We start from the raw sequence: 22,100 nt of genomic DNA, 5'->3' as shown, positions 1-22,100 counted from the left end.
GTACCATGGGCGCCCGCTGACAAGGAACGCCTCCATGCTTGACCGTCTGCCATTCCTGATCGGGCTGCGCTACGTGCGCGCCAAGCGCCGCAACCACTTTATCTCCTTCATCTCGCTGACCTCCATGCTGGGCCTGATGCTGGGCGTGGCGGTACTGATCCTGGTGCTCTCGGTGATGAACGGCTTCGACCACGAGCTGCGCACCCGCATCCTCGGCATGGTGCCGCACACCAAGATCGAATCGCGCACCGGCATGGTGGAGTGGGAGTCCCTGGCCGCTCGGCTGATGGAGCGCGAGCGGGTGATCGGCGCCGCGCCCTTCGTGGAGCAGCAGGGCATGTTCTCGGTGGGCGGGCGCAACGAGGGCGCCATGGTCAACGGCATCCACCCCGATTGGGAGGATCGCGTCTCGATCATCGGCCGGCACATGCAGCAGGGCGGGCTCGACGACCTGCAGCCCGGCGAGTGGAACATCGTGCTGGGCTCCATCCTGGCCCGTCGGCTGGGGGTCGGCGTGGGTGATACCGTGACCCTGCTGGTGCCCGAGGCCTCGATCACCCCGGCCGGGGTTTTCCCACGCCTGAAGCGCTTCACGGTGAGCGGGGTGTTCAGCGTCGGTGCCGACCTGGACGCCGCCCTGGCCTACGCCAATATCGAGGACATGCAGACCCTGGCGCGCCTCGGCGACGCCGTGGGCGGCCTGCGCCTGGAGCTCGACGACCTCTTCCTGGCCGCCGCCGAGACCCGCAGCATCGTCAACGAGCTGGGGCCGGGCTACCGTGGCATCGACTGGACCTTCTCCCACGGCAACCTCTTCCAGGCGATCCAGATGGAGAAGCGCATGATCGCGTTGCTGCTGACGGTGATCATCGCCGTGGCGGCCTTCAACATCGTCTCCACCCTGGTGATGGTGGTCACCGACAAGCACGCCGACATCGCCATCCTGCGCACCATCGGCGCCACGCCGCGCTCGATCATGGGCATCTTCATCGTCCAGGGGCTGGCCATCGGGGTGATCGGCATCCTGGTCGGGGTGGCGCTCGGGGTGCTGCTGGCGCTGACCATCTCGGACATCATCGACGGGGTCGAGAGCCTGTTCGGCATCCAGTTCCTCGACGCGGGGGTCTACTTCATCAGCAATCTGCCGTCGCGCCTCGACTGGACCGACGTGCGCGACATCGTCGCCGCGGCCCTGGGCCTGACCTTCCTTTCCACCCTCTATCCGGCCTGGCGGGCGGCCAAGGTCCAGCCGGCCGAGGTGCTGCGCTATGAGTGAGACGACCATGCAAGCCACAGCCGAGCAGGGCGCCGCCACGGCGCCGGGGGCACCGATGCTGGAGTGCCGAGACCTGACCCGCATCTACCGCGAGGGTCCCCAGGACGTCACCGTGCTGGACGGCCTCGAGCTCACCGTGCACGCCGGCGAGCGGGTCGCCATCGTCGGCAGCTCCGGCTCCGGCAAGACCACCCTGCTCAACCTGCTGGGCGGCCTGGACCAGCCCACCCGAGGCGAGGTGCGCATCGCCGGCGAGTCGCTGCTGGCGCTGGGCGACGCGGCCCTCGGCCACTTCCGCAACCGCCATATCGGCTTCGTCTACCAGTTCCACCACCTGCTGGCCGAGTTCACCGCCCTGGAGAACGCCGCGCTGCCGCTGATCGTGCGTGGGCAGCGAAAGAAGGTTGCCGAGGCGCGCGCGCGCCAGTTGCTGCAGCGGGTCGGCATGGCCCCCCGCGCCGACCACAAGCCGGGTGAGCTCTCCGGCGGCGAGCGCCAGCGGGTGGCCATCGCCCGGGCCCTGGTCACCGACCCGAGCCTGGTGCTGATGGACGAGCCCACCGGCAACCTGGACCAGCACACCGCGGCGAGCATCCTGGCGCTGATGGATGAGCTGGCGCGCACCTCCGCCTGCGCCTTCGTGATTGTCACCCACGACCCGGGGCTGGCGGCCCATCAGGACCGGGTCATGCGCCTGGACGAGGGACGCCTGAGCGAGCAGCCGCGGCCCACGCCGGTGGAGTGAGCCCGGAGGCGCGACGTCGCCATCGTCCGGCAACCGCGAACGGCCGGCCCCAAGGGGGTCGGCCGTTCGCTTATGGTCAGTCGAAAGGACAACGACAGGAAGGGAGCTGCGGCGTCTCAGCGCAGGTCCTTGTCGCAGGGCGCCTGGCGCCGCCGGCGCCGCCGGGCCTTCCAGCTGCGCGAGACCTGCCAGCGCCAGATCAGCCGGATCACCAGGTTGCCGAGCAGCGCCAGGACGACGGCGGTGACCACCGAGCCCACCGCCAGGGCGGGCAGGATATCGGCCATCTGTTCGGCGATCCAGCGGGTGGAGAGGCGTTCGGGCACCTCCCGCGCCGGCATGTTCATCAGCCAGGCGCCGAGGCGGTAGTTGGCGTAGAAGATCACCGGCATGGTCAGCGGGTTGGTGATCCACACCAGGCCCACGGAGAGGGGCAGGTTGGCGCGCGCCAGCCAGGCGCCGAAGGCGGCCACCACCATCTGGAAGGGAATCGGCAGCATGGCGCTGAACAGGCCCACCGAAAAGGCGTTGGCCACACTGCGACGACTCAGCACCCACAGGGCGGGGTTGCCGATCAGGTGACTCATGAAACGCAGCGAGCGCTGGCGCCTGAGTGTCTCGGGGTGGGGCATGTAGCGCTGGAGAAAGCGGCGCGGCATGTCGTCGGGCTCGCGGCATCGTGACGCGAGCTATTATCCATACAAGAGCCTGCCTTTGCCATGACTGCGCTTCCACGCAGGGCGCCGGGCACGGGCAGACATGCACCCATCCGGAGCAAGGGAATGCGACCTGGAATGGCCATCCTCCTGGCCCTGGCCGTGCTCGCTGGCCTGGGACTGGGCAGCCAGCCGCCGCCGGGGCTGCTCGAGGGGCTGGGGCTCCTCGCCCTCGGCGCGCTGGCCAGGCGGCGACCGGCCGACTGGCTGCCCCTGGCGGCGCTGTTCGCCGTGATGGCCGTCGTGCTGCTGGCGCGCGGGGCGGTGCTGCCCGATGGGCTGCTGCGCGAGGATCTCGCCATCCAGGGGCGGCTGGTGGAGGTGACGGAGGAGGCGCGCCTGACCCGCCTCACCCTGGAGGTGAGCGACTGCCACCCGCTGGTCGCGGCGCGCCCCGCCTGCGACCGCCTGCGGCGCGTGCGGCTGAGCGCCTTCGAGGCGCCCCCCATGCAGCCCGGCGAGCACTGGGCGCTCACCGTGCGCCTGCGGCCGCCGGCGGGCTTCGCCAATCCCCACACCTTCGACTACGAGGCCTGGCTGTGGCGCGAGGGCATCCAGGCCACCGGCTATTTGCGCCATGAGCCGCCGCCGCGGCGGCTGGCCGAGTCCACGCCCGGCCTGCGCGAGCATGCCCTCTCCCATCTGGAGGGACGGAAGCTGCCTCCGCGCGCCGAGCGCTGGCTGGCGGCCCTGACCCTGGGCGCCGGCGAGCGGTTGACGGCCGATGACTGGGCCCTGCTCAACGCCAGCGGCACCACCCACCTGATGGTGATCTCCGGGCTGCATGTGGGGCTGGTCGCGGGGTTTGCCCTGCTGCTGGGCCGGGGAGCCGCACGGCTGACGAGCCCGGGGGGATGGCGCCTGGCGGTGTGGCCCTGGTGGATGGCCGGCGTCGCGGCGGCGGGCTATGCGACACTTGCCGGTCTGGAGCCCCCGGCGCTGCGCGCCCTGGTGATGGCGCTGGTAGGGCTGTGGGTCGCCAGCGGGCGCCACGCCCCGGGGCCCTGGCAGGGGTGGTGGCTGGCGCTGGCCGTGGTGCTGGCCATCGACCCGCTGAGCGCCTGGCGCCCGGGGCTCTGGCTCTCCTTCCTGGCGGTGGCGCTGCTGATCCTGGCCTGGCAGGGCCGGCCACGTCCCCGTGGCGTGCGCGGCTGGCTGTGGGCGCTGATCAGGACCCAGCTGCTGCTGGCGCCGCTGATGGCGGCGGCGGTGCTGCTGGCCTTCGCGCGGCTGGCCCCGGCCGCGCCGCTGGTCAATCTGGTGGCGGTGCCCGTGGTCAGCAGCCTGCTGGTGCCGCTGGGGTTGCTCGGCTGGCTGCTGGCACCGCTGCCGCCGCTCTCCGCGCTCTGCTGGTGGCTCTTCGCGCACCTGAGCGAGGCCCTGGCCCGAGGCCTGGAGGCCGCCGTGGTTTGGTTGCCGCTGTGGCTCCCCGAGCCGGCCCTGGTGACGCCCCTGGCGCTCTGCCTGGGGCTGATGGCGCTGCTCTGGGTACTGCCCGGGCTGGCCGGCCCGCTGCGCGCCACGGGCAGCCTGGCGCTGGCCGCAGTGGCGCTGAGCCTTGCGCCGGCGGGCATCCCCCCCGGCCAGCTGGAGGTGCGCGTGCTGGACGTGGGCCAGGGGCAGCTTGTGGAGCTGCGCACCGCCGGCTATCGGGTGCTCTATGATGCGGGGCCACGCTTCGCCTCGGGGTTCGTCCCGGTCAGCGTGCTGTGGCCGCCGGGTCAGCGCTTCGACGAGGTGATCGTCAGCCATGATGACATCGATCATGCCGGCGGGGTGGCGCTGCTGGCGGGGCGCCATCGCGTGGGGCGCTTCCTGGCGCCGCCTGGCGAGGAGATCGGCGTTCCCTTCGCTGCCTGCCGGCGCGGCGACAGCTGGGAGCGGGACGGCGTGCGCTTCCGTTTCCTGTGGCCGCCGGAGGAGATCGTCGCGCTCTCCAGCAATGACCGCTCCTGCGTGCTGGAGGCGAGCGTGGGCGAGCAGCGCCTGCTGATCACCGGCGATGTGGGGCGCCGGGTGGAGCGCGCCTTCCTGCTCGAGGCCGAGGCGCCGGTGACCCTGCTGGTGGCCGGCCACCACGGCAGCCACACCAGCTCCGGGCCCCAGCTGGTGCAATGGCTCACCCCGCGCCAGGTGGTCTACAGCGCCGGGCGGCGCAACGCCTTCGGCCATCCCCACGACGAGGTGGTCAGGCGCTTCCGCGGCGCAGGCAGCTGTCAGTGGAGCACGGCGCTGGATGGCGCGCTGACGTTCCGGCTGGGGGGCGATGCGGGGCGAGCCGTCGAGAGCACACGGCCACTGCCCTGGCGGCGGGGCGGTGTCGGAGCCGACTGCCTTGCGTTAGAATCGCCCTGAGTTCGGGATCACGGTTCACGGGGTATCTTCGAGGGAAAGCGCATGGACATGATGGAGGCCCTGATCGCCGGGGGCTGGCTGATGCTGCCACTGCTCGGCTGTTCGCTGCTTGCCACGGTGATCATCATCGAACGCCTCTGGACCCTGCGTGCCGGGCGCATCGCGCCCCGGGGGCTCGGCCAGGAGGTCTGTACCCTGGTCTCCCGTGGCCAGGTCAACCTCTACTGGCTGGAGAGCCACTCGCCGCTGGGCGGCGTGCTGGCCGCGGGGCTGCGCAACGCGCGCCTCGGCCATGAACAGGTGCGGGCGCGTCTGCAGGAGGCGGGCACCGCGGTGATCCATGACATGGAGCGCTTCCTGAGCCCCCTCGGCACCATCGCCGCCATCGCCCCGCTGATCGGGCTGCTGGGCACCGTGGTGGGTATGATCGAGGTCTTCTCGGTGATCGTCGCCGGCGACGGCGCCAGCCGCACCGCCGATCTCGCCGGCGGCATCTCCCGCGCCCTGGTGACCACCGCGGCGGGCCTGACCGTGGCGATTCCCGCCCTGATGTTCCACCGCTACTTCCTGCGCCGGGTCGAGGACATCACCGTGCGCATGGAGGAGCAGTCGGGCCAGGTGGTGGAGTTCCTCGCCCACTACGGCGGCGAGCTGACCCTGGCCGAGCGCCACGAGGCCGCCGCCGAGGAGGAGCGCCTCGAGGCCGACGGGCGGATGGCGCCCCGGGTGAAGCGCTCGTGAGGTTTGCGCGTACCCGCCGCGACCCGGTGGAGGTCAACCTCACGCCGCTGATCGACGTGGTGTTCCTGCTGCTGATCTTCTTCATGGTCTCCACCACCTTCGAGACCCGTCAGGCGCTGGAGCTCGAACTGCCCGAGACGACCAGCGGGGCCGCCGCCGAGGTCTCGCCGGTCACCCTGGTGGTCACCGCGGCCGGCGTCTACCGCCTCGGCGAGCGCGAGCTGACGTCGGCCGAGCTGGCCTCGGCGCTGGCCGCCGAGGCCGAGCAGGCCCGCGAGCACGGCCTGGTGGTGGAGGCCGATGGCCGCGCCAGCCACGCCGATGTGGTCCGCGTGCTCGATCAGGCCGGCCTGCAGGGCATCGAGCGGGTGCGCATCGCCACCACCGAAAGCCGCACCGGCGAGACCATTTCCCCACAAGCGGAGACGCCGTGAATCAGGACGGGACCCCCCAACACTCCGGCTGGACGCTCTACAAGCGCCTACTGAGCTATGTGCGCCCCCACTGGCGCTCCTTCGGCCTGGCCATTGTCGGCTACGTCATCTATGCCGCCTCCAGCACGGCACTCGCCGAGATGATGAAGCGTCTGATCGATGGCATCCAGAATCCCGATGCCACCTTCCGGCTCTTCCTGCCGCTGTTCGTGGTGGGCATGTTCGCCGCCCGGGGCCTCGGTACCTTCCTCGGCACCTACTTCATGAGCAACGTGGCGCGCAACGTGGTCCACGCCCTGCGCTGCAACGTCTTCAACCATATGCTCCATCTCCCGGGGCGCTTCTTCGACAGCCACTCCAGTGGCCACCTGATCTCGCGGGTCACCTATCATGTGGAGCAGGTCACCGGCGCGGCCACCAAGGCGCTGACCATCCTGCTGCGCGAGGGGCTCTTCGTCCTCGGCCTGGTGGGCTACCTGCTGTGGACCAACTGGATGCTGACGCTGCTCTTCCTGACCGTCACGCCGCTGATCGGCGGGGTGGTCAGCTACGCCAGCAAGCGCTTCCGGCGCATCTCGACGCGCATCCAGGCCTCCATGGGGGACGTCACCCACGTGGCCTCCGAGGCGCTCTCCGGCTACCGGGTGGTGCGCACCCACGGCGCCGAGGGCTTCGAGAAGGCGCGCTTCGCCGCGGCCAGCGAGTACAACCGCCAGCAGAGCATGAAGGAGGCGCTGACCAAGGCGGTCAGCACCCCGGTGATCCAGCTGCTGGTGGCCCTGGCCCTGGCGGTGCTGGTGTGGCTGGCCATGTCGCCGGCGCTGATGGACAACATGACCGCCGGCGAGTTCGTCGCCTTCATCACCGCCGCCTCGCTGATGGCCAAGCCGGTGCGCCAGCTCACCGAGATCAACAGCGAGATCCAGAAGGGGCTGGCCGCCGCCGCCGAGCTGTTCGGTTTGCTGGAGGTGCCCGCCGAGCGGGACGAGGGGCACCACGAGCCGGGCCGGCTGGTCGGCAGGGTCCGCTTCGAGGGCGTGCGCTTCCGCTACGGCGAGGGCCAGCCCGAGGTGCTCAAGGGCATCGACCTCGAGGTGGCGCCGGGCGAGATGATCGCCATCGTGGGCCGCTCGGGCAGCGGAAAGTCGACCCTGGTGGGGCTGCTGCCGCGCTTCTACCGGCCCACCGAGGGGCGGGTGCTGGTCGATGACGTGCCCCTGGACGACTACCGCCTGACGCCGCTGCGCCGCCAGATCGCCCTGGTCTCCCAGCAGGTGACCCTGTTCAATGCCAGCATCGCCGACAACATCGCCTATGGCGTGCCCGACGCCGACCCCGCGGCCATCGAGGCCGCCGCCCGGGCCGCCCATGCCCACGAGTTCATCGAGCGCCTGCCCGGCGGCTACGCCACCGTGGTGGGCGATAACGGCGTGATGCTCTCCGGCGGCCAGCGTCAGCGCCTGGCCATCGCCCGGGCGATCTTCAAGGACTCGCCGCTGCTGATCCTCGACGAAGCCACCTCGGCGCTGGACACCGAGTCCGAGCGCCATATCCAGGCGGCCCTGGAGGAGGTGTGCCGCGGGCGCACCACCCTGGTGATCGCCCACCGTCTCTCCACCATCGAGCGCGCCGACCGGATCCTGGTCATGGAGCAGGGCGAGGTGATCGAGCAGGGTAGCCATGCCGAGCTGCTGGCCCGCGACGGCGCCTACGCCGCGCTGCACCGCCTGCAGTTCCAGGAGGCCGACCCCGCATGAAAGGCCCGCAGGCATGCCGGCCGGTGATGGCCACGGCAGCGTCGCTGCATCGCTTGCCGTGCCGGGAGGCCGGCCCCGCATGAGCGGACTGGGCGAGCGCTGGCTGGCGGCCGCCTATGGGGGGGCGCCCTGGCTGGCGCTGCTGCGTCCCCTGGAGGCTCTCTACCGCGCCGCGGTGGCGCGTCGCACCGCCGCCTATGCCGAGGGGCACCGCACGGTGTGGCGGGCTCCGGTGCCGGTGATCGTGGTGGGCAACCTGACGCTGGGTGGCACCGGCAAGTCGCCGCTGGTGGCCTGGCTGGTGCGCCACCTCGTCGAGCGCGGCCATCGCCCGGGCATCCTCTCCCGCGGCTATGGCGGGCAGAGCGACGCCTATCCGCTGTGGGTCGATGACCGGACCCCCGCGGCGCAGTGCGGCGACGAGCCGCGCATGCTGGCCGACCAGACCGGGGTGCCGGTGGTGGTGGACCCGGACCGTCCACGCGGGGCAGGCAGGCTGCTGGCGGCGGGCTGTGACATCCTGGTCAGCGACGATGGCCTCCAGCACCTGGCCCTGGGGCGCGACCTCGAGCTGGTGGTGGTGGATGGGGCGCGGGGCTTCGGCAACGGCCGCTGCCTGCCGGCGGGGCCGCTGCGCGAGCCGCTCTCGCGACTGGCCAGCGTCGATGCGGTCGTGATCAATGGCGAGCCGGCCTTCGTCCCGCCGCCGGGGGCCTTCACGATGACGCTGGCCCCGGTCGCCTGGCGCCGGCTCGATGACGGCACGCGGCGTTCGCTTGCGCCGCTGCCCTTCGCGGGGCCGGTCCATGCGGTGGCGGGCATCGGCCGCCCGGCGCGCTTCTTCGAGGCCCTGGCCGAGCTCGGCGTCGAGGCGATGGCCCACCCCTTCGACGACCACCACGCCTATCGCGCCGAGGAGCTCGCCTTCGCCGACGGTCGCCCGCTGGTGATGACCGCCAAGGACGCCGTGAAGTGCCGTGACCTGGCACCCCGCGACAGCTGGGTGCTGGAGGTGGCGGCCACGCCGGATCCCGCCTTCGTCCGCTGGCTCGAGGCGCGGCTGGCCGCCCTGGACGCCGCGGCGCCCGACATGAATTCGCGAGCCGGCAGTGCGCCGGCTCACCACCAGGAGTGAGGTGAACATGATGGACAAGGAACTGCTGGCCATGCTGGTCTGCCCGCTGTGCAAGGGCAAGCTGAAGTACCAGCGCGAGGCCGAGGAGCTGCACTGTCTCTATGATGGCCTGGCCTATCCGGTGCGCGACGGCATCCCGGTGATGCTGCCCGAGGAGGCGCGTCAGCTCTCCGCCGACGAGAAGCTCCGCGCCTCCCCTGGACGCACGGGGGAGGCGTGATGGCCGAGCGCGACTTCATCGCCGTCATTCCGGCGCGCTTCGCCTCCTCGCGCCTGCCCGGCAAGCCCCTGGCCCAGATCGCCGGCCGGCCCATGGTGGCCCACGTCTGGCAGCGCGCCTGCGAGAGCCGCGCCGCCCGGGTGGTGGTAGCCACCGACGATGGCCGTATCGAACAGGCCATGCGGGCCGAGGGCGCCGAAGTGGTGATGACCCGCGCCGACCACCCCTCCGGCACCGACCGCCTGGCCGAGGTGGCCGAGCGGCTGGGCCTGGCCGATGACGCTGTGCTGGTCAATGTCCAGGGCGACGAGCCGCTGATCCCGGCGACGCTGATCGACCAGGTGGCCGACCGGCTGTTCGACGACCCGGAGGCCTCCATCGCCACCCTCGCCGAGCGGATCAGCGACGTGGAGAGCCTCTTCAATCCCAACGTGGTGAAGGTGGTGCGCGCCCTCTCCGGGCGGGCGCTCTACTTCTCGCGGGCCCCCATCCCCTGGGACCGTGACGCCTTCGCCGCCCGCCCCGAGCTGCTCGAGACCGACGCCTGGCTGCGCCATATCGGTCTCTACGCCTATCGCGCCGGCTTCCTGGCCGAGTATCGCGACTGGGTGCCGTCGCCCCTGGAGCGGCTCGAGCACCTGGAGCAGCTGCGCGCGCTCCATCACGGCCACGCGATTCAGGTGGCCCTGGCCAGGGAGCCGCATCCCGCCGGGGTCGATACCGCCGAGGACCTGGCCCGGGTGAGGGCCCTGCTGGACGCCGTCGAACGCGGGGGAGGGGAGTGATGCGGGTACTCTTCGTCTGCCTGGGCAATATCTGCCGCTCGCCCACCGCCGAGGGGGTGTTCCGTCGCCTGCTCGATGAGCGCGGCCTGGCTCACCGGGTCGAGGTCGACTCCTGCGGCATCGCGGGCTGGCACGAGGGCAAGGCGCCGGATCCGCGTACCCGCGAGGCGGCCGCCCGCCGCGGCATCGATCTCTCGACGCTGCGTGCCCGCCAGCTGGATGATGCGGACTTCGACGCCTTCGACTACCTGCTGGCCATGGACCACGACAACCTGGCGGCCATGCGGGCCCGAGCCCCCGCGACCCTCGACGCCCATCTCGGGCTCTTCCTCGCCTTCGCCGGCATGCCGGATCGTGCGGTGCCCGACCCCTACTATGGCGGTGAGCAGGGCTTCGAGGAGGTGCTCGACCTGGTGGAGCAGGGGGCCCGCGGCCTGCTGGCCGAGATCGAGGCGCGGCTGGAGCGCCGCCCTTGAGTCCGCTGGCTTATCCTGCGCGTGACCTGGCCTCGTCGAACACCCTGGGCCTGCCCTGCATGGCGGAGCATTTCGTCGCGCCTGCAAGCCTGGCCGAGCTGCAGATGGCCCTGGCGGATGCGCGTGCCCGAGACTGGCCGCTGACCCTGCTCGGCGGCGGCAGCAACCTGATCCTTCCCGAGCGCCTGCCTGGGCTGGTCATCCGGCCTGCCATGGCGGCCTGGTGGCTCGAGGAGGGTGAGGAGGACGAGGTGCGGGTCCACGCCGAGGCGGGGGTGGTCTGGCACGCGCTGGTGATGGCCCTGGCGCGCCTCGGCCTGTGGGGCACCGAGAACCTGGCGCTGATTCCCGGCCACTGCGGGGCGGCGCCGATCCAGAATATCGGCGCCTATGGCGTCGAGCTCTGCGAGGTGCTGGAGGCGCTGCAGGTGGTGGATCTCGCGGACGGCCGTGAGCGCTGGATGACGCCGCAGGAGTGCGCCTTCGGCTACCGCGACAGCATCTTCAAGGGGCCTCTCGCGGGGCGGGTGGTGATCACCCGGCTGGTGCTTCGGCTGTCGCGCACTGCGCGGGCGCACCTGGGCTATGGCGATCTGGCCAGTCGGGTGGGGAAGGCCCCGAGGCCGCTGTCAGTGGCCGAGGCGGTGTGTGCCATTCGCCGCGAGAAGCTGCCCGACCCCGCGGTGCTCGGCAACGCCGGCAGCTTCTTCAAGAACCCGGTGGTGTCGCAGGCGCTGGCCGGGCGACTGCTGGCCGAGCACCCCGAGATGCCCCACTTCCCCCAGCCCGACGGGCGGGTCAAGCTGGCCGCCGGCTGGCTGATCGACCGCTGCGGCCTCAAGGGCCTGCGCGAGGGGCACTTCGGGGTGCATGAGCGCCAGGCGCTGGTGCTGGTCCACTTCGGTGGCGGCAGTGCGGCGGAGCTGCTCGGCTTCGCCGAGCGGGTGGCGAGCCGCGTGCACGCGCGCTTCGGCGTGACCCTGGAGCGGGAGCCCCGGTTGGCCGGCGAGCGCTGATGGCCTGACGCGATGGCCATGCCATAACGACCGCGCCCGCAGCCATGGCTGCGGGCGCGGTCGTCTCAAAGAGGGTCAAGCGGGACCTCAGCCCTGCTTGCCCTCCTGGGCCTTGGCCTCGAGCTCGCGACGGCGGATCTCGCGCGGGTCGTTGTGCGCGCGGCGACGACGGCGGTTGGCGCGGCGCTCCTCCGGCGTCTCGTCGGCCTTGGCGTCGGCCTTCGGTGCCTCGGCCTTGGCTTCGACGGGCTTCGGTTCTGCTTTGGGCGCTTCGGCTTTAACCTCGGCCTTGGCCTCGACCGGTGCTTGCGCCGCCGGCTTCGGTGCCTCGGCTTTTGGCGCGTCGGGTTTGGGTGCCTCGGCTTTCGGCGCGTCGGGCTTGGGTGCCTCGGCCTTCGGCGCGTCGGGCTTGGGTGCTTCGGCCTTCGACGCGTCGGGCTTGGTCGCCTCGGCCTTCGGCGCGTCGGGCTTGGGTGCCTCGGCCTTCGGCGCGTCGGGCTTGGGTGCTTCGGCCTTCGGCGCGTCGGGCTTGGGTGCCTCGGCCTTCGGCGCGGCGGGCTTGGGCGCCTCGGCCTTCGGCTCGGCGGCTTTCGGTGCCTCGGCCTTCGGCTCGGCGGCTTTCGGTGCCTCGGCCTTCGGCTCGGCGGGCTTGGGCGCCTCGGCCTTCGGCTCGGCGGCTTTCGGTGCCTCGGCCTTCGGCGCTTCGGGCTTGGGTGCCTCGGCCTTCGGCGCGGCGGGCTTGGGTGCCTCGGCCTTCGGCGCGGCGGGCTTGGGTGCCTCGGCCTTCGGCGCGGCGGGCTTGGGTGCCTCGGCCTTCGGCGCGGCGGGCTTGGGTGCCTCGGCCTTCGGCGCGGCGGGCTTGGGTGCCTCGGCCTTCGGCGCGGCGGGCTTGGGTGCCTCGGCCTTCGGCGCGGCGGGCTTGGGTGCCTCGGCCTTCGCCGCGGCGGGCTTGGGCGCCTCGGCCTTCGGCTCGGCGGCTTTCGGTGCCTCGGCCTTCGGCGCTTCGGGCTTGGGTGCCTCGGCCTTCGCCTCGGCGGGCTTGGGCGCTTCGGCCTTCGCCTCGGCGGGCTTGGGCGCTTCGGCCTTCGCCTCGGCGGGCTTGGGCGCTTCGGCCTTCGCCTCGGCGGGCTTGGGTGCCTCGGCCTTCGCCTCCGCGGGCTTGGGTGTCTCGGCCTTCGGCGCGTCTGGCTTGGGCGCTTCGGCCTTTACCTCGGGCTTGGGCGCCTCGGCTGCCGTTTCCGGCTGGGCCTCGGCCACCTGGGCCTGGAGGCGCTGCTGCTCCTCCTGGGCCTTCGGGCTGATGGCGTGCTGACGGCTGCGGCTGCGCGGGTTGTTGCGGGTGCGCTTGGGCTTGCCGTCGTCCACCGGCGCCTCGGCCCTGGGCGCGTCGCTCTTCGCCTCTACCGGCTTCTCGGCCGGGCGCTCGTCACGCCTGTCGCCGCCGCGTTGGCGACGCGCGTCGTCGCGGGGTTTCTCATCGCGCTTGGGTGCCTCCGGCTGACGCGCTTGACGGGCATCGTCCTGGCGGCCGCGCCCACGGCCGCCGCGGCCACCGCGGTTGTCGGCGGACTCGGCCCTGCCGTCGCCGCGCTCGCTCTCCTGGCGCGGCGCGCCGCGGCGCTCCTCGCTGCGCGGGCGGCGCTGACGCTGATTGCGCCCGCTGCGCTCGTCGTCGCGCTGCGCGGGCTTGCGGGCGCCCTGGTCAGCGCGTGACTCCTCGCCGCGGGCGGCGGGGGCCTTGCCGCTATCGGCAGGCGCTTCGTCGCCGCCGAGCAACTTGGCCAGGCCCTTGACCAGGCGGCCCAGCACGCCGGCCTGGGGCTCGGCGACCGGCTGCTGCACCGCGGGCGGGCGGGCCGGCGCCCTGGCTGCCGGGGCAGGGGGCTTGGCGGGGGCCTTGGGTGCCGGGGCCTCTTCCTGCTGCAGGGAGGCGGGGGCCGGCTCGTGGTGGATGACCGTCTTCACCGCGGCCTCGGTGCGCTGCACCGGCTTGCCGAAGGTGGGTTCCGGCTCGCGGCCGACCTCGGTGTCGGTGGAGAGCTCGAAGCTGGAGAGGGAGGCGGAGCCCTCCTCGTCCACGTGGTCGTCGCGCAGACGCTGGACATCGTAGTGGGGCGTATCCATGTCCGGGCTGGGCAGCAGTACCACCCGCACGCCCTGGCGACGCTCGATGTCGGCCAGCACGTTGCGCTTCTCGTTGAGCAGGTAGGTGGCTACCGGCACCGGGAGGATGGCGCGGATCTGGGCGCTGCGCTCCTTCATGGCCTCTTCCTCGATCAGGCGCATGATCGAGAGGGAGATGGAGCGGACGTCGCGGATGGTGCCCTGGCCGTCGCAGCGCGGGCAGACCACGCCGCTGGTCTCGCCGAGCGACGGGCGCAGGCGCTGGCGGGACATTTCCATCAGGCCGAAGCGCGAGATGCGGCCGATCTGCACCCGGGCGCGGTCCAGCTTCAGCGCATCCCGCACGCGGTTCTCGACCTCGCGCTGGTTGCGTGCCGGGCTCATGTCGATGAAGTCGATCACCACCAGGCCGCCGATATCGCGAAGACGCAGCTGGCGGGCGATCTCGTCGGCCGCCTCCAGGTTGGTCTGCAGGGCGGTCTCCTCGATATCGCTGCCGCGGGTGGCGCGCGCCGAGTTGATGTCGATGGAGACCAGCGCCTCGGTGTGATCGATGACGATGGAGCCGCCGGAGGGCAGCTTCACCTCACGCTCGTAGGCGGTCTCGATCTGCGACTCGATCTGGAAGCGCGAGAAGAGCGGCACCTCGTCGACGTAGAGCTTGATCTTCTGCTGGTAGGAGGGCATCACCTGGCGGATGAAGGCCAGCGCCTCCTGGTGCACCGCCTCGCTGTCGATCAGCACCTCGCCGATGTCCTGGCGCAGGTAGTCGCGCATGGCGCGGATGATGACGTTGGACTCGCGGTAGATCAGGAAGGGAGCGGAACGCTTGCCGGCCTCGGCGGTGATCGATTCCCACACCTGGACCAGGTAGTCCAGGTCCCACTGCAGCTCCTCGGGGGAGCGGCCGATGCCGGCGGTGCGGACGATCAGGCCCATGCGGTCGGGGATGGTGAGCTGCCCCATGGCCTCCTTGAGCTGGCTGCGCTCCTCCCCCTCGATGCGGCGCGAGATGCCGCCGGCCTTGGGGTTGTTGGGCATCAGTACCAGGAAGCGACCGGCCAGGCTGATGAAGGTGGTCAGCGCCGCGCCCTTGTTGCCGCGCTCCTCCTTGTCGACCTGGACGATGACCTCCTGCCCCTCCTTGAGCACCTCCTTGATGCTGGGGCGGCCGGAGGCGGGCTCCTTGACGAAGTACTCGCGGGAGATCTCCTTCAGCGGCAGGAAGCCGTGGCGATCCGCGCCGAAGTCGACGAAGGCGGCTTCCAGGGAGGGCTCGATGCGGGTGATCTTGCCGCGGTAGATATTGGCTTTCTTCTGTTCCCGGGCACCGGATTCGATGTCCAGGTCGTAGAGGCGTTGTCCATCGACCAGCGCGACGCGCAGCTCTTCGGGCTGGGTCGCATTGATGAGCATCCGTTTCATGTTGTCTCGCACTATGGGGTGCCGGCGAGTACGACGTGGCGAACCTCTGTGTGCTGCGTGCCTGTGCTCAGCGTATCGCAGGAATACGCATATCTACGGCCGTGGCGGTTCGATGACGACGCGTCACGGCACGAGTTGTTGAGTACGGGGCGGAGGCAGGACATGTCTCGGTGGGGGTCACCCATCCGGCCCTGCGGTCACCGCCAACACCTGGCATTCATCGATTCGCCGCCGCCGGTCTCCGGCACGCTGTTGAACGTGTCCCGTGGCCTGCCGAGGTTCCATGACGGGGGAAACATCGGGGGGATCCGGGCGTGGCGCTGTATCGCTGTAGTTCCGTTGCTGCGGGCGGCGGGACGTGTCGACGTCGTCGCGGCCTGATCTTTTCGCTCCGGCCTGCGTGTCTGTCGGGCAGGCGCCAGAGGGCCTGGTTTGGCCCATTGGAGCGAATTGGCAATATAACAGCAACCGGGCCGCGCCAGCAATTGGCGCGCCGGGAAGCCCACTGCGATAGAATGCGCCTTTTGGCAGTTTCCGGCAGTGGAGTCTCGGCATGGCCGAAGGGCGCGACGTACAGTGGGTCGAGGTGACGGAAGGTCAGGATGGCCAGCGGGTCGACAATTTCCTGATGACCCGGATCAAGGGGGCGCCGCGGGCGCTCATCTACCGCATCGTGCGCAAGGGCGAGGTGCGGGTGAACAAGAAGCGCGTCAAGCCGGACACCCGCCTGGCGGTCGGTGATCTGGTGCGCATCCCGCCGCTCAAGCTCTCGCCCCGCGAGGCGGTGCGGGAGGTGAGTGACAACCTGCGCAACCTGCTGGCCGGCAGCGTGCTGGTCGAGGGGCGCGACTGGCTGGTGATCAACAAACCGGCGGGGCTCGCCGTGCACGGCGGCAGCGGGGTCAAGATCGGCCTGATCGAGGCGCTGCGCCAGGTGCGCGAGGACCTGGACTTCCTGGAGCTGGTGCACCGGCTGGATCGCGACACCTCCGGCTGCCTGCTGCTGGCCAAGTCGCGTCCGGCGCTGCTGGCGCTGAACGAGGCCCTCAAGCAGCAGCAGATGGACAAGCGCTACCTGGCCCTGGTGGCCGGTCGCTGGCCGGCGCGGCGAGACTACGTGGCGGCGCGGCTGGACCGCTACACCCTGGCCAACGGCGAGCGTCGGGTGCGGGTGGATCCGGCTGGAAAGGTCTCCCGCACCCGTTTCGCGGTGCGCGAGGCCTTTCCGAGGGTGACGCTGCTGGAGGCCGAACCGGTTACCGGGCGGACCCACCAGATCCGCGTGCATGCCGCCCATGCCGGCCATCCGCTGCTGGGCGACGACAAGTATGCCAGTCGCGACAGCCAGCGGCTCGGCGAGTCCCTCGGCGTGACGCGGCTCTTCCTGCACGCCGAATCGCTGAGCTTCCCCGAGCCCACCAGCGGGCGGCCGGTACAGATCAAGGCGCCGCTGCCCGAGGAGCTCTCGGCGGTGCTGGCCCGGGCCCGTCGCGACGCCTGAGCCCCGCTCGACTCTATTCAACGACCCGATTCATCGACCCCGGGGTTTGACCACACGGAGAGGACAATGCGCTATCGACTGGTGATCTTCGACTGGGATGGCACTCTGATGGACTCGGCGGCGCGCATCGTCGACTGCATGCAGGCGGCGTCGCGGGATGCCGGCTGGGGCGAGCTCTCTCCCCAGAGCATCCGCAACATCATCGGCCTGGGGCTGCCCGAGGCGATCGCCACCCTGTGCCCCGGCATCGATGCGGAGCGCGCCGAACTGCTGCGCAGCCGCTACTCCTGGCACTTCGTCGAGGGCAGCGACACGCCCATGCGCTTCTTCTCCGGGGTGGAGGCGGGGCTTGCCGACCTGCACGGCCGTGGCGGGCAGCGTCTGGCGGTGGCCACGGGCAAGAGCCGCCGAGGCCTCGACCGCGTCTTTCGCGAGAGCGGCAGCGGTCGCTGGTTCCACGCTAGCCGCACCGCCGATGAGACCCGCTCCAAGCCGCACCCGCAGATGCTCGACGAGCTGCTGGCCCAGCTCGAGGTGGACGTGGCGGAGGCGGTGATGGTGGGGGATACCGAGTATGACCTGGAGATGGCCCGGGCCATCGGCATGGACCGGGTAGCGGTGACCTGGGGGGTGCATGCGCCCGCGCGGTTGGCGGCCAGCCGGCCGACCTTCACCGCCGAGGCGGTGCCCGAGCTCTTCGACTGGCTGCAGGGAAGGTAAGGCATGAGTGACGACGACCAGAAGCGTGGTACCACGCAGGACCCCTGGACCCAGGGGGCGGAGCGCAGCCCCGAACAGGCCCGCGCGGAGCGCGAGGCGCGCCGCACCCCGGCGGAGCCGGTCGCGGCGCAGGCCGAGAGCGCCGAGGCCCTGCGCGAGCGCCAGCGCCTCCAGCAGCTGGAGATGATGGATCGCTGGATCGGCGGGGTGCTGACGGAGCAGCGCCGCGCGCGACGCTGGAAGCTCTTCTTTCGCTTCCTGTTCGCGGCGCTGATCCTGGCCTCGCTCTCGGCGACCCTCTACAGCCTGGTGGCCGGCCCCCCCGGCAGCAGTGCCGCGTCCGGGCCGCACCTGGGCGTGGTCAAGGTGCGCGGCGTGATCGATTCGGAGTCGCCGGCCAGTGCCGAGCGCATCATCACCGGGCTCAATCGCGCCTGGGAGGCCGAAGAGAGTGTGGCGGTGGTGCTGCAGATCGACAGCCCCGGCGGCAGTCCGGTGCAGTCCCAGCGCATCTTCGACGAGATCATGCGGCTGCGCGGCGAGGGCGACAAGCCGATCATTGCGGTGATCGAGGATGTGGGGGCCAGCGGCGCCTACTATATAGCCGCGGCGGCCGACGAGATCCTGGTGGCTCCGGCCAGCCTGGTGGGGTCCATCGGGGTGATCTCGGCCAGCTTCGGCTTCGAGGAGGCGATCGAGCGCCTGGGCGTGGAGCGTCGCGTCTTCGCCGCCGGTGACAACAAGGCCTTCCTCGACCCCTTCTCGGAGCTGGCGCCCGAGCAGCGTGACTTCTGGCAATCGGTGCTGGCCACCACCCACCGCCAGTTCGTCGAGGCCGTGCGCGAAGGGCGGGGCGATCGCCTGAGCGAGGACGAGCGACTGTTCAGCGGCTTGGTGTGGAACGGCGAGCAGGCCGTGGCGCTCGGCCTGGTGGACGGCATCGGCAGCCTGGGCGGCCTGGCCCGGGAGCGGCTGGTCGAGCCCAGGGTGCGGGACTACACCCCGCGCCTGGATCCCTTCGAGCGCTTCTCCCGCCAGTTCGGCCGCGTCGCCATGGAGCTGCTGGGCGTGCCCCGCGCCGATTCGCCGCTGCGCTATCAGCTACCCTAGCGGGTCGAGGCCTGCCTCCCGCAGCATGGCGCAGAGGCGGATCAGCGGCAGGCCGATCAGGGTGTTGGGGTCGTCGCCCTCGAGCTTCTCGAACAGGGCGATCCCCAGCCCCTCCATGCGAAAGCTGCCGGCGCACTCCAGCGGCAGCTCCTTCTCCACGTAGCGGGCGATCTCGCCCTCGCCGAGCCGGCGAAACACCACGTCATAGGTCTCGTGGGTCACCCGGTGGCGCCCACGGCGCGTGTCCAGCAGGGCCAGGCCGGTCAGGAAGCGCACCCGCTGTCCGGAGAAACGCGCCAGCTGGCGTCTCGCGGCGGCTGCATCGGCAGGCTTGCCGAGGATCTCGCCGTCGAACAGGGCCACCTGGTCGGAGCCGATGATCAGGTGGTCGGGCCACGCCTCGGCCAGGGCCTGAGCCTTGCCCAGCGCCAGTCGGTGCACCAGGGTGGCGGGCGCCTCCCCCGGGTAAGGGGTCTCGTCGATGTCGGGGCTCTGCCAGGCGTAGGGGATTTCCAGGCGATCCAGGAGCTGGCGGCGCCAGCGAGAACCTGAGGCGAGGACGAGTCGTGGCATGGGGGCTTTTCCGGTGGCGGATGGATGATCGAGGGTAGCATGAGCCGAACGGTCAACGGCGGCTTTGACAGGGGAGGGGGGAGTGCCTATCATTGCGCGCCTATGTTGACCACACGACTTCCCAGCAGGGTCGAGCCCTACAAGCTTGCAGCCCGCGCCGAGCGACTCGAGGGCCTGATGGCCCTCGCCGATTTTGCACGTCTGGCCGAAGAGGTCGGTGCCCAGACCGGCGATATTCGCGTCACCCTCGATTTCGGCATCGACGCCCAGGGACGCCGAGTGATCCATGGCCGCCTGGAGGCCGACCTGCAGCTGCCGTGCCGGCGCTGCCTGTCGCCCCTGGCGCAGCATGTGGAGAGCGAGTTCCTGCTGGGGATGGTCACCAGCGACGACCTGGCCGCCGAGTTGCCGAGCACTCATGAGCCGGTGCTGGTGGAAGACGAACAGCTGAACCTGCTGACGGTGGTCGAGGACGAACTGATCCTCAGCCTGCCTCAGGTGGTTTACCACGATGAGGCCGACTGTGAGGTCTCTCGCGACCAGCTGACCAGCGGGGAGGATGCCGTGGCATCCCGGGAGCCCGCAGCGAGCCCCTTCGATGTGCTCAGGCACCTCAAGGGCAAATCCTGATTCATCATCGTTTTACTCTGGAGTGACATCCCATGGCAGTTCAACAGAACCGCAAGACCCGTTCCAAGCGCGGCATGCGTCGTAGCCACGACGCCCTGAGCGCTCCGGCCCTGTCCCAGGACAAGGAAACCGGTACCACTCACCTGCGCCACCACGTCTCTCCGGACGGCTTCTACCGTGGTCGCAAGGTCGTCGACGCCTGAGGCGACGACGCATCTCTCGGTGACGCCTGGCCGCTGACTCCCCGTGCGAATCGCCATCGATGCGATGGGCGGTGACCTCGGTCCCCGCGCCACCGTGCGAGGAGCGGCCAGTGCGGCCCTCCAGGACTCCCGTCTCTCGCTCCTGCTGTTCGGCCCGCGTCGACAGCTGGAGGGAGAGATCTCCTGCCTGCCGCGGCGTCTCGTCGCGGCTGGTTCGCGTCTGGAGGTCGTGGATGCCGCCGAGGTAATCGCCCCCGGCCAGCGCCCCGCCGACGCCCTGCGCCATGGCCAGGCCAGCAGCATGGCCAGGATGCTGGCCGCGGTAGCGGCCGGCGACGCCGCGGCGGGGGTCAGCGCCGGCAACACCGGTGCCCTGGTGGCGCTGGGGCGCCAGGCGCTGGGCACCGTGGCCGGCATCCCGCGTCCGGCGATCAGCACGGCCATTCCGACCCGCAGCCAGGGGCGCTGCTACCTGCTCGATCTGGGGGCCAACGTCGAGGCCTCCGCCGAGCGGCTGGTGGATTTCGCCCTGATGGGCGAGCTGATGGCTCGTCATGTGGACGGGATCGAGGCCCCCAGGGTGGCGCTGCTCAACGTCGGCGTCGAGGGCACCAAGGGCACGGCCAGCGTTCGCGAGGCCGATGCGCGGCTGCGTGCCCTCGGCGGACTCGACTATCGTGGCTACGTGGAAGGCGACGGCATCTTCGCCGGCCAGGTGGACGTGGTGGTGTGCGACGGCTTCGTCGGCAACGCCGTGCTCAAGGCCAGCGAGGGGCTGGCGCGCATGCTGGTGGCGCGGGTCCAGGCGACCTTCGAGGCCCACTGGAGCAGCCGCCTGGTCGGGGCCTTGGCGCGGCCGGCGCTGCGCCGCCTCAAGGGCGAGCTGGATCCGGTGCGCTACAATGGCGCCAGCCTGCTGGGCCTTGGCGGCATCGTGGTGAAGAGCCACGGCGGTGCCGATGCCGCTGGCTTCCACTATGCGGTGCTGCGGGCGGTCCAGGAGGTGCGGCATGACCTGCCGCGCTGCCTGGCGGCGGGTCTGGCCCCACGGCGGGGCGTTGGCGAGTCGATCGGCAGGGCCGGTCGAGTCGCCAGCGATCCCGACATCCTCACGCCGGGGATTTCCGGTGGTGATGACAGCCAACAAGAGCAAAGGTGACCAAGATGACTCAATCCCTCGCCCTCGTGTTCCCCGGGCAGGGTTCCCAGCAGATCGGCATGCTGCGGGAGCTGGCGGAACGCTACAGCGTGGTGCGTACCTCCTTCGAGGAGGCCTCCGACGCGCTGGGCTATGACCTCTGGCAGGTGGTGCAGGAGGGGCCGGCAGACGCCCTCAATGCCACCGCCTGTACCCAGCCGGCCCTGCTCACCGCCAGCGTCGCCATCTGGCGGGTCTGGCAGGAGCTGGAGGGGCCGCGCCCCGGTGCCATGGCCGGTCACAGCCTCGGCGAGTACAGCGCCATGGTGTGCGCCGGCGTGATGAGCTTCGCCGAGGGCGTCAAGCTGGTGCGCCTGCGCGGCGAGGCGATGCAGGCGGCGGTGCCGGTGGGTCAGGGCGCCATGGCGGCGATCCTCGGTCTCGAGGATGGCGTGGTGGAGCAGGCCTGTGCCGAGGCCGCCCAGGGCGAGGTGGTCTCCGCGGTCAACTACAATGCCCCCGGTCAGGTGGTGATCGCCGGCGGCAGTGCCGCCGTGGAGCGCGCCATCGCCGCCTGCCAGGCGGCCGGTGCCAAGCGTGCCATGGCGCTGCCTGTCTCGGTGCCCTCCCACTGTGCGCTGATGGAGCCCGCCGCCGAGCGCCTGGCCGAGGCGATGGCCGCCATCGAGCTGCGTGCCCCGCGCTATACCGTCTTCCAGAACGTCGATGCCCAGGCCCACGCCGATACCGAGACCCTGCGTACCCGGCTGATCGAGCAGCTCTATCGCCCGGTGCGCTGGACCTCCTGCGTCGAGGCCATGGTCGAGGGCGGCGCTGAGGTGTTCATCGAGTGCGGGCCCGGCAAGGTCCTCACCGGCCTCGGCAAGCGCATCGCCCGGGGCAGCAAGGGGCTGGCCGTCAACGACCCGGACAGCCTCGAGGCGGCCCTGGAGCTGGCCCGCAGCGTCGCCAACGGCGGCTCGACCAACGGCTGAACCATTCCTCAGGACGAAGGCGAAA

General features: G+C 71.1%; 21 protein-coding genes. 18 read left to right on the top strand and 3 right to left on the bottom strand.

Annotated features, from left to right (window positions below):
- Positions 1-34: 34 nt before the first annotated feature.
- Positions 35-1,276: a lipoprotein-releasing ABC transporter permease subunit gene (locus D1793_RS15570; protein WP_119022956.1), complete on the top strand. Its 1,242-nt coding sequence runs from the start codon at positions 35-37 to the stop codon at positions 1,274-1,276.
- Between the two features lie 7 nt (positions 1,277-1,283).
- Positions 1,284-2,021: an ATP-binding cassette domain-containing protein gene (locus D1793_RS15565; RefSeq protein WP_240407693.1), complete on the top strand. Its 738-nt coding sequence runs from the start codon at positions 1,284-1,286 to the stop codon at positions 2,019-2,021.
- A 116-nt stretch (positions 2,022-2,137) separates the two neighbouring features.
- On the opposite strand, the gene D1793_RS15560 is transcribed toward D1793_RS15565, so the two are convergent.
- A complete protein-coding gene (locus D1793_RS15560; RefSeq protein ID WP_119022954.1) occupies positions 2,138-2,680 on the bottom strand; it encodes a DUF2062 domain-containing protein in 543 nt (180 codons plus the stop codon).
- A gap of 135 nt (positions 2,681-2,815) precedes the next feature.
- Between D1793_RS15560 and D1793_RS15555 the strand changes: the two genes are divergently transcribed.
- From D1793_RS15555 to murB, 9 genes are all read left to right on the top strand, one after another.
- Positions 2,816-5,092: a DNA internalization-related competence protein ComEC/Rec2 gene (locus tag D1793_RS15555; RefSeq protein ID WP_240407692.1), complete on the top strand. Its 2,277-nt coding sequence runs from the start codon at positions 2,816-2,818 to the stop codon at positions 5,090-5,092.
- 42 nt (positions 5,093-5,134) lie between these two features.
- Complete coding sequence (locus tag D1793_RS15550; protein ID WP_169957976.1) at positions 5,135-5,833, top strand: MotA/TolQ/ExbB proton channel family protein; 699 nt, start codon at positions 5,135-5,137, stop codon at positions 5,831-5,833.
- A complete protein-coding gene (locus tag D1793_RS15545) occupies positions 5,830-6,267 on the top strand; it encodes a biopolymer transporter ExbD (protein ID WP_119022952.1) in 438 nt (145 codons plus the stop codon). The genes D1793_RS15550 and D1793_RS15545 overlap by 4 nt, the downstream gene beginning before the upstream one ends.
- Positions 6,264-8,024, top strand: a complete 1,761-nt coding sequence (gene msbA, locus D1793_RS15540) for a lipid A export permease/ATP-binding protein MsbA (RefSeq protein ID WP_119022951.1) — start codon at positions 6,264-6,266, stop codon at positions 8,022-8,024. The genes D1793_RS15545 and msbA overlap by 4 nt, the downstream gene beginning before the upstream one ends.
- Positions 8,025-8,103: 79 nt before the next feature.
- Positions 8,104-9,159: a tetraacyldisaccharide 4'-kinase gene (gene lpxK / locus D1793_RS15535; RefSeq protein WP_119022950.1), complete on the top strand. Its 1,056-nt coding sequence runs from the start codon at positions 8,104-8,106 to the stop codon at positions 9,157-9,159.
- Between the two features lie 10 nt (positions 9,160-9,169).
- Positions 9,170-9,379 carry a Trm112 family protein gene (locus D1793_RS15530; protein WP_119023720.1) on the top strand — a complete coding sequence of 70 codons (210 nt, stop codon included), beginning with the start codon at positions 9,170-9,172 and terminating at the stop codon, positions 9,377-9,379.
- Positions 9,379-10,164, top strand: coding sequence for a 3-deoxy-manno-octulosonate cytidylyltransferase (gene kdsB, locus D1793_RS15525; RefSeq protein WP_119022949.1), 786 nt, complete (start codon positions 9,379-9,381; stop codon positions 10,162-10,164). The genes D1793_RS15530 and kdsB overlap by 1 nt, the downstream gene beginning before the upstream one ends.
- The gene (locus tag D1793_RS15520; protein WP_119022948.1) at positions 10,164-10,640 is read left to right on the top strand and encodes a low molecular weight protein-tyrosine-phosphatase; all 477 of its coding nucleotides are present in this window, start codon (positions 10,164-10,166) and stop codon (positions 10,638-10,640) included. Before kdsB ends, D1793_RS15520 begins: the two co-directional genes overlap by 1 nt.
- A 5-nt stretch (positions 10,641-10,645) precedes the next feature.
- Positions 10,646-11,656 (top strand): UDP-N-acetylmuramate dehydrogenase, encoded by a 1,011-nt coding sequence (gene murB / locus D1793_RS15515; RefSeq protein WP_119023719.1) that lies wholly within the window; start codon positions 10,646-10,648, stop codon positions 11,654-11,656.
- A gap of 87 nt (positions 11,657-11,743) precedes the next feature.
- Here the strand turns inward: murB and rne are convergent, their stop codons facing one another.
- Complete coding sequence (gene rne / locus D1793_RS15510) at positions 11,744-15,205, bottom strand: ribonuclease E (RefSeq protein WP_119022947.1); 3,462 nt, start codon at positions 15,203-15,205, stop codon at positions 11,744-11,746.
- Between the two features lie 553 nt (positions 15,206-15,758).
- Here rne and D1793_RS15505 point away from each other — a divergent pair.
- The 3 genes from D1793_RS15505 to sppA all read left to right on the top strand — a co-directional run bounded on the left by D1793_RS15505 (position 15,759) and on the right by sppA (position 18,536).
- On the top strand, positions 15,759-16,706 hold the full coding sequence (locus tag D1793_RS15505) for an RluA family pseudouridine synthase (RefSeq protein ID WP_119022946.1): 948 nt from the start codon (positions 15,759-15,761) through the stop codon (positions 16,704-16,706).
- A gap of 66 nt (positions 16,707-16,772) precedes the next feature.
- Positions 16,773-17,426, top strand: coding sequence for an HAD-IA family hydrolase (locus tag D1793_RS15500; protein WP_119022945.1), 654 nt, complete (start codon positions 16,773-16,775; stop codon positions 17,424-17,426).
- A 3-nt stretch (positions 17,427-17,429) separates the two neighbouring features.
- Positions 17,430-18,536 (top strand): signal peptide peptidase SppA, encoded by a 1,107-nt coding sequence (sppA, locus tag D1793_RS15495; protein WP_119022944.1) that lies wholly within the window; start codon positions 17,430-17,432, stop codon positions 18,534-18,536.
- On the opposite strand, the gene D1793_RS15490 is transcribed toward sppA, so the two are convergent.
- Positions 18,528-19,109, bottom strand: coding sequence for a nucleoside triphosphate pyrophosphatase (locus tag D1793_RS15490; protein ID WP_119022943.1), 582 nt, complete (start codon positions 19,107-19,109; stop codon positions 18,528-18,530). The genes sppA and D1793_RS15490 overlap by 9 nt on opposite strands.
- Positions 19,110-19,211: 102 nt before the next feature.
- On the opposite strand from D1793_RS15490, the gene D1793_RS15485 reads away from it, so the two are divergent.
- The 4 genes from D1793_RS15485 to fabD are packed head-to-tail and all read left to right on the top strand — an operon-like array spanning position 19,212 to position 22,075.
- The gene (locus D1793_RS15485) at positions 19,212-19,739 is read left to right on the top strand and encodes a YceD family protein (RefSeq protein ID WP_119022942.1); all 528 of its coding nucleotides are present in this window, start codon (positions 19,212-19,214) and stop codon (positions 19,737-19,739) included.
- A 32-nt stretch (positions 19,740-19,771) separates the two neighbouring features.
- On the top strand, positions 19,772-19,942 hold the full coding sequence (rpmF, locus tag D1793_RS15480; protein ID WP_023005526.1) for a 50S ribosomal protein L32: 171 nt from the start codon (positions 19,772-19,774) through the stop codon (positions 19,940-19,942).
- Between the two features lie 43 nt (positions 19,943-19,985).
- On the top strand, positions 19,986-21,101 hold the full coding sequence (gene plsX / locus D1793_RS15475; RefSeq protein ID WP_119022941.1) for a phosphate acyltransferase PlsX: 1,116 nt from the start codon (positions 19,986-19,988) through the stop codon (positions 21,099-21,101).
- A gap of 5 nt (positions 21,102-21,106) precedes the next feature.
- Complete coding sequence (fabD, locus tag D1793_RS15470) at positions 21,107-22,075, top strand: ACP S-malonyltransferase (protein WP_119023718.1); 969 nt, start codon at positions 21,107-21,109, stop codon at positions 22,073-22,075.
- The last annotated feature ends 25 nt before the right edge of the window (positions 22,076-22,100 follow it).

The organism is Halomonas sp. JS92-SW72, from assembly GCF_003547075.1.
GTDB classification, from domain to species: domain Bacteria; phylum Pseudomonadota; class Gammaproteobacteria; order Pseudomonadales; family Halomonadaceae; genus Halomonas; species Halomonas alkalicola.
This window is presented reverse-complemented; position numbering and strand designations above follow the sequence as displayed.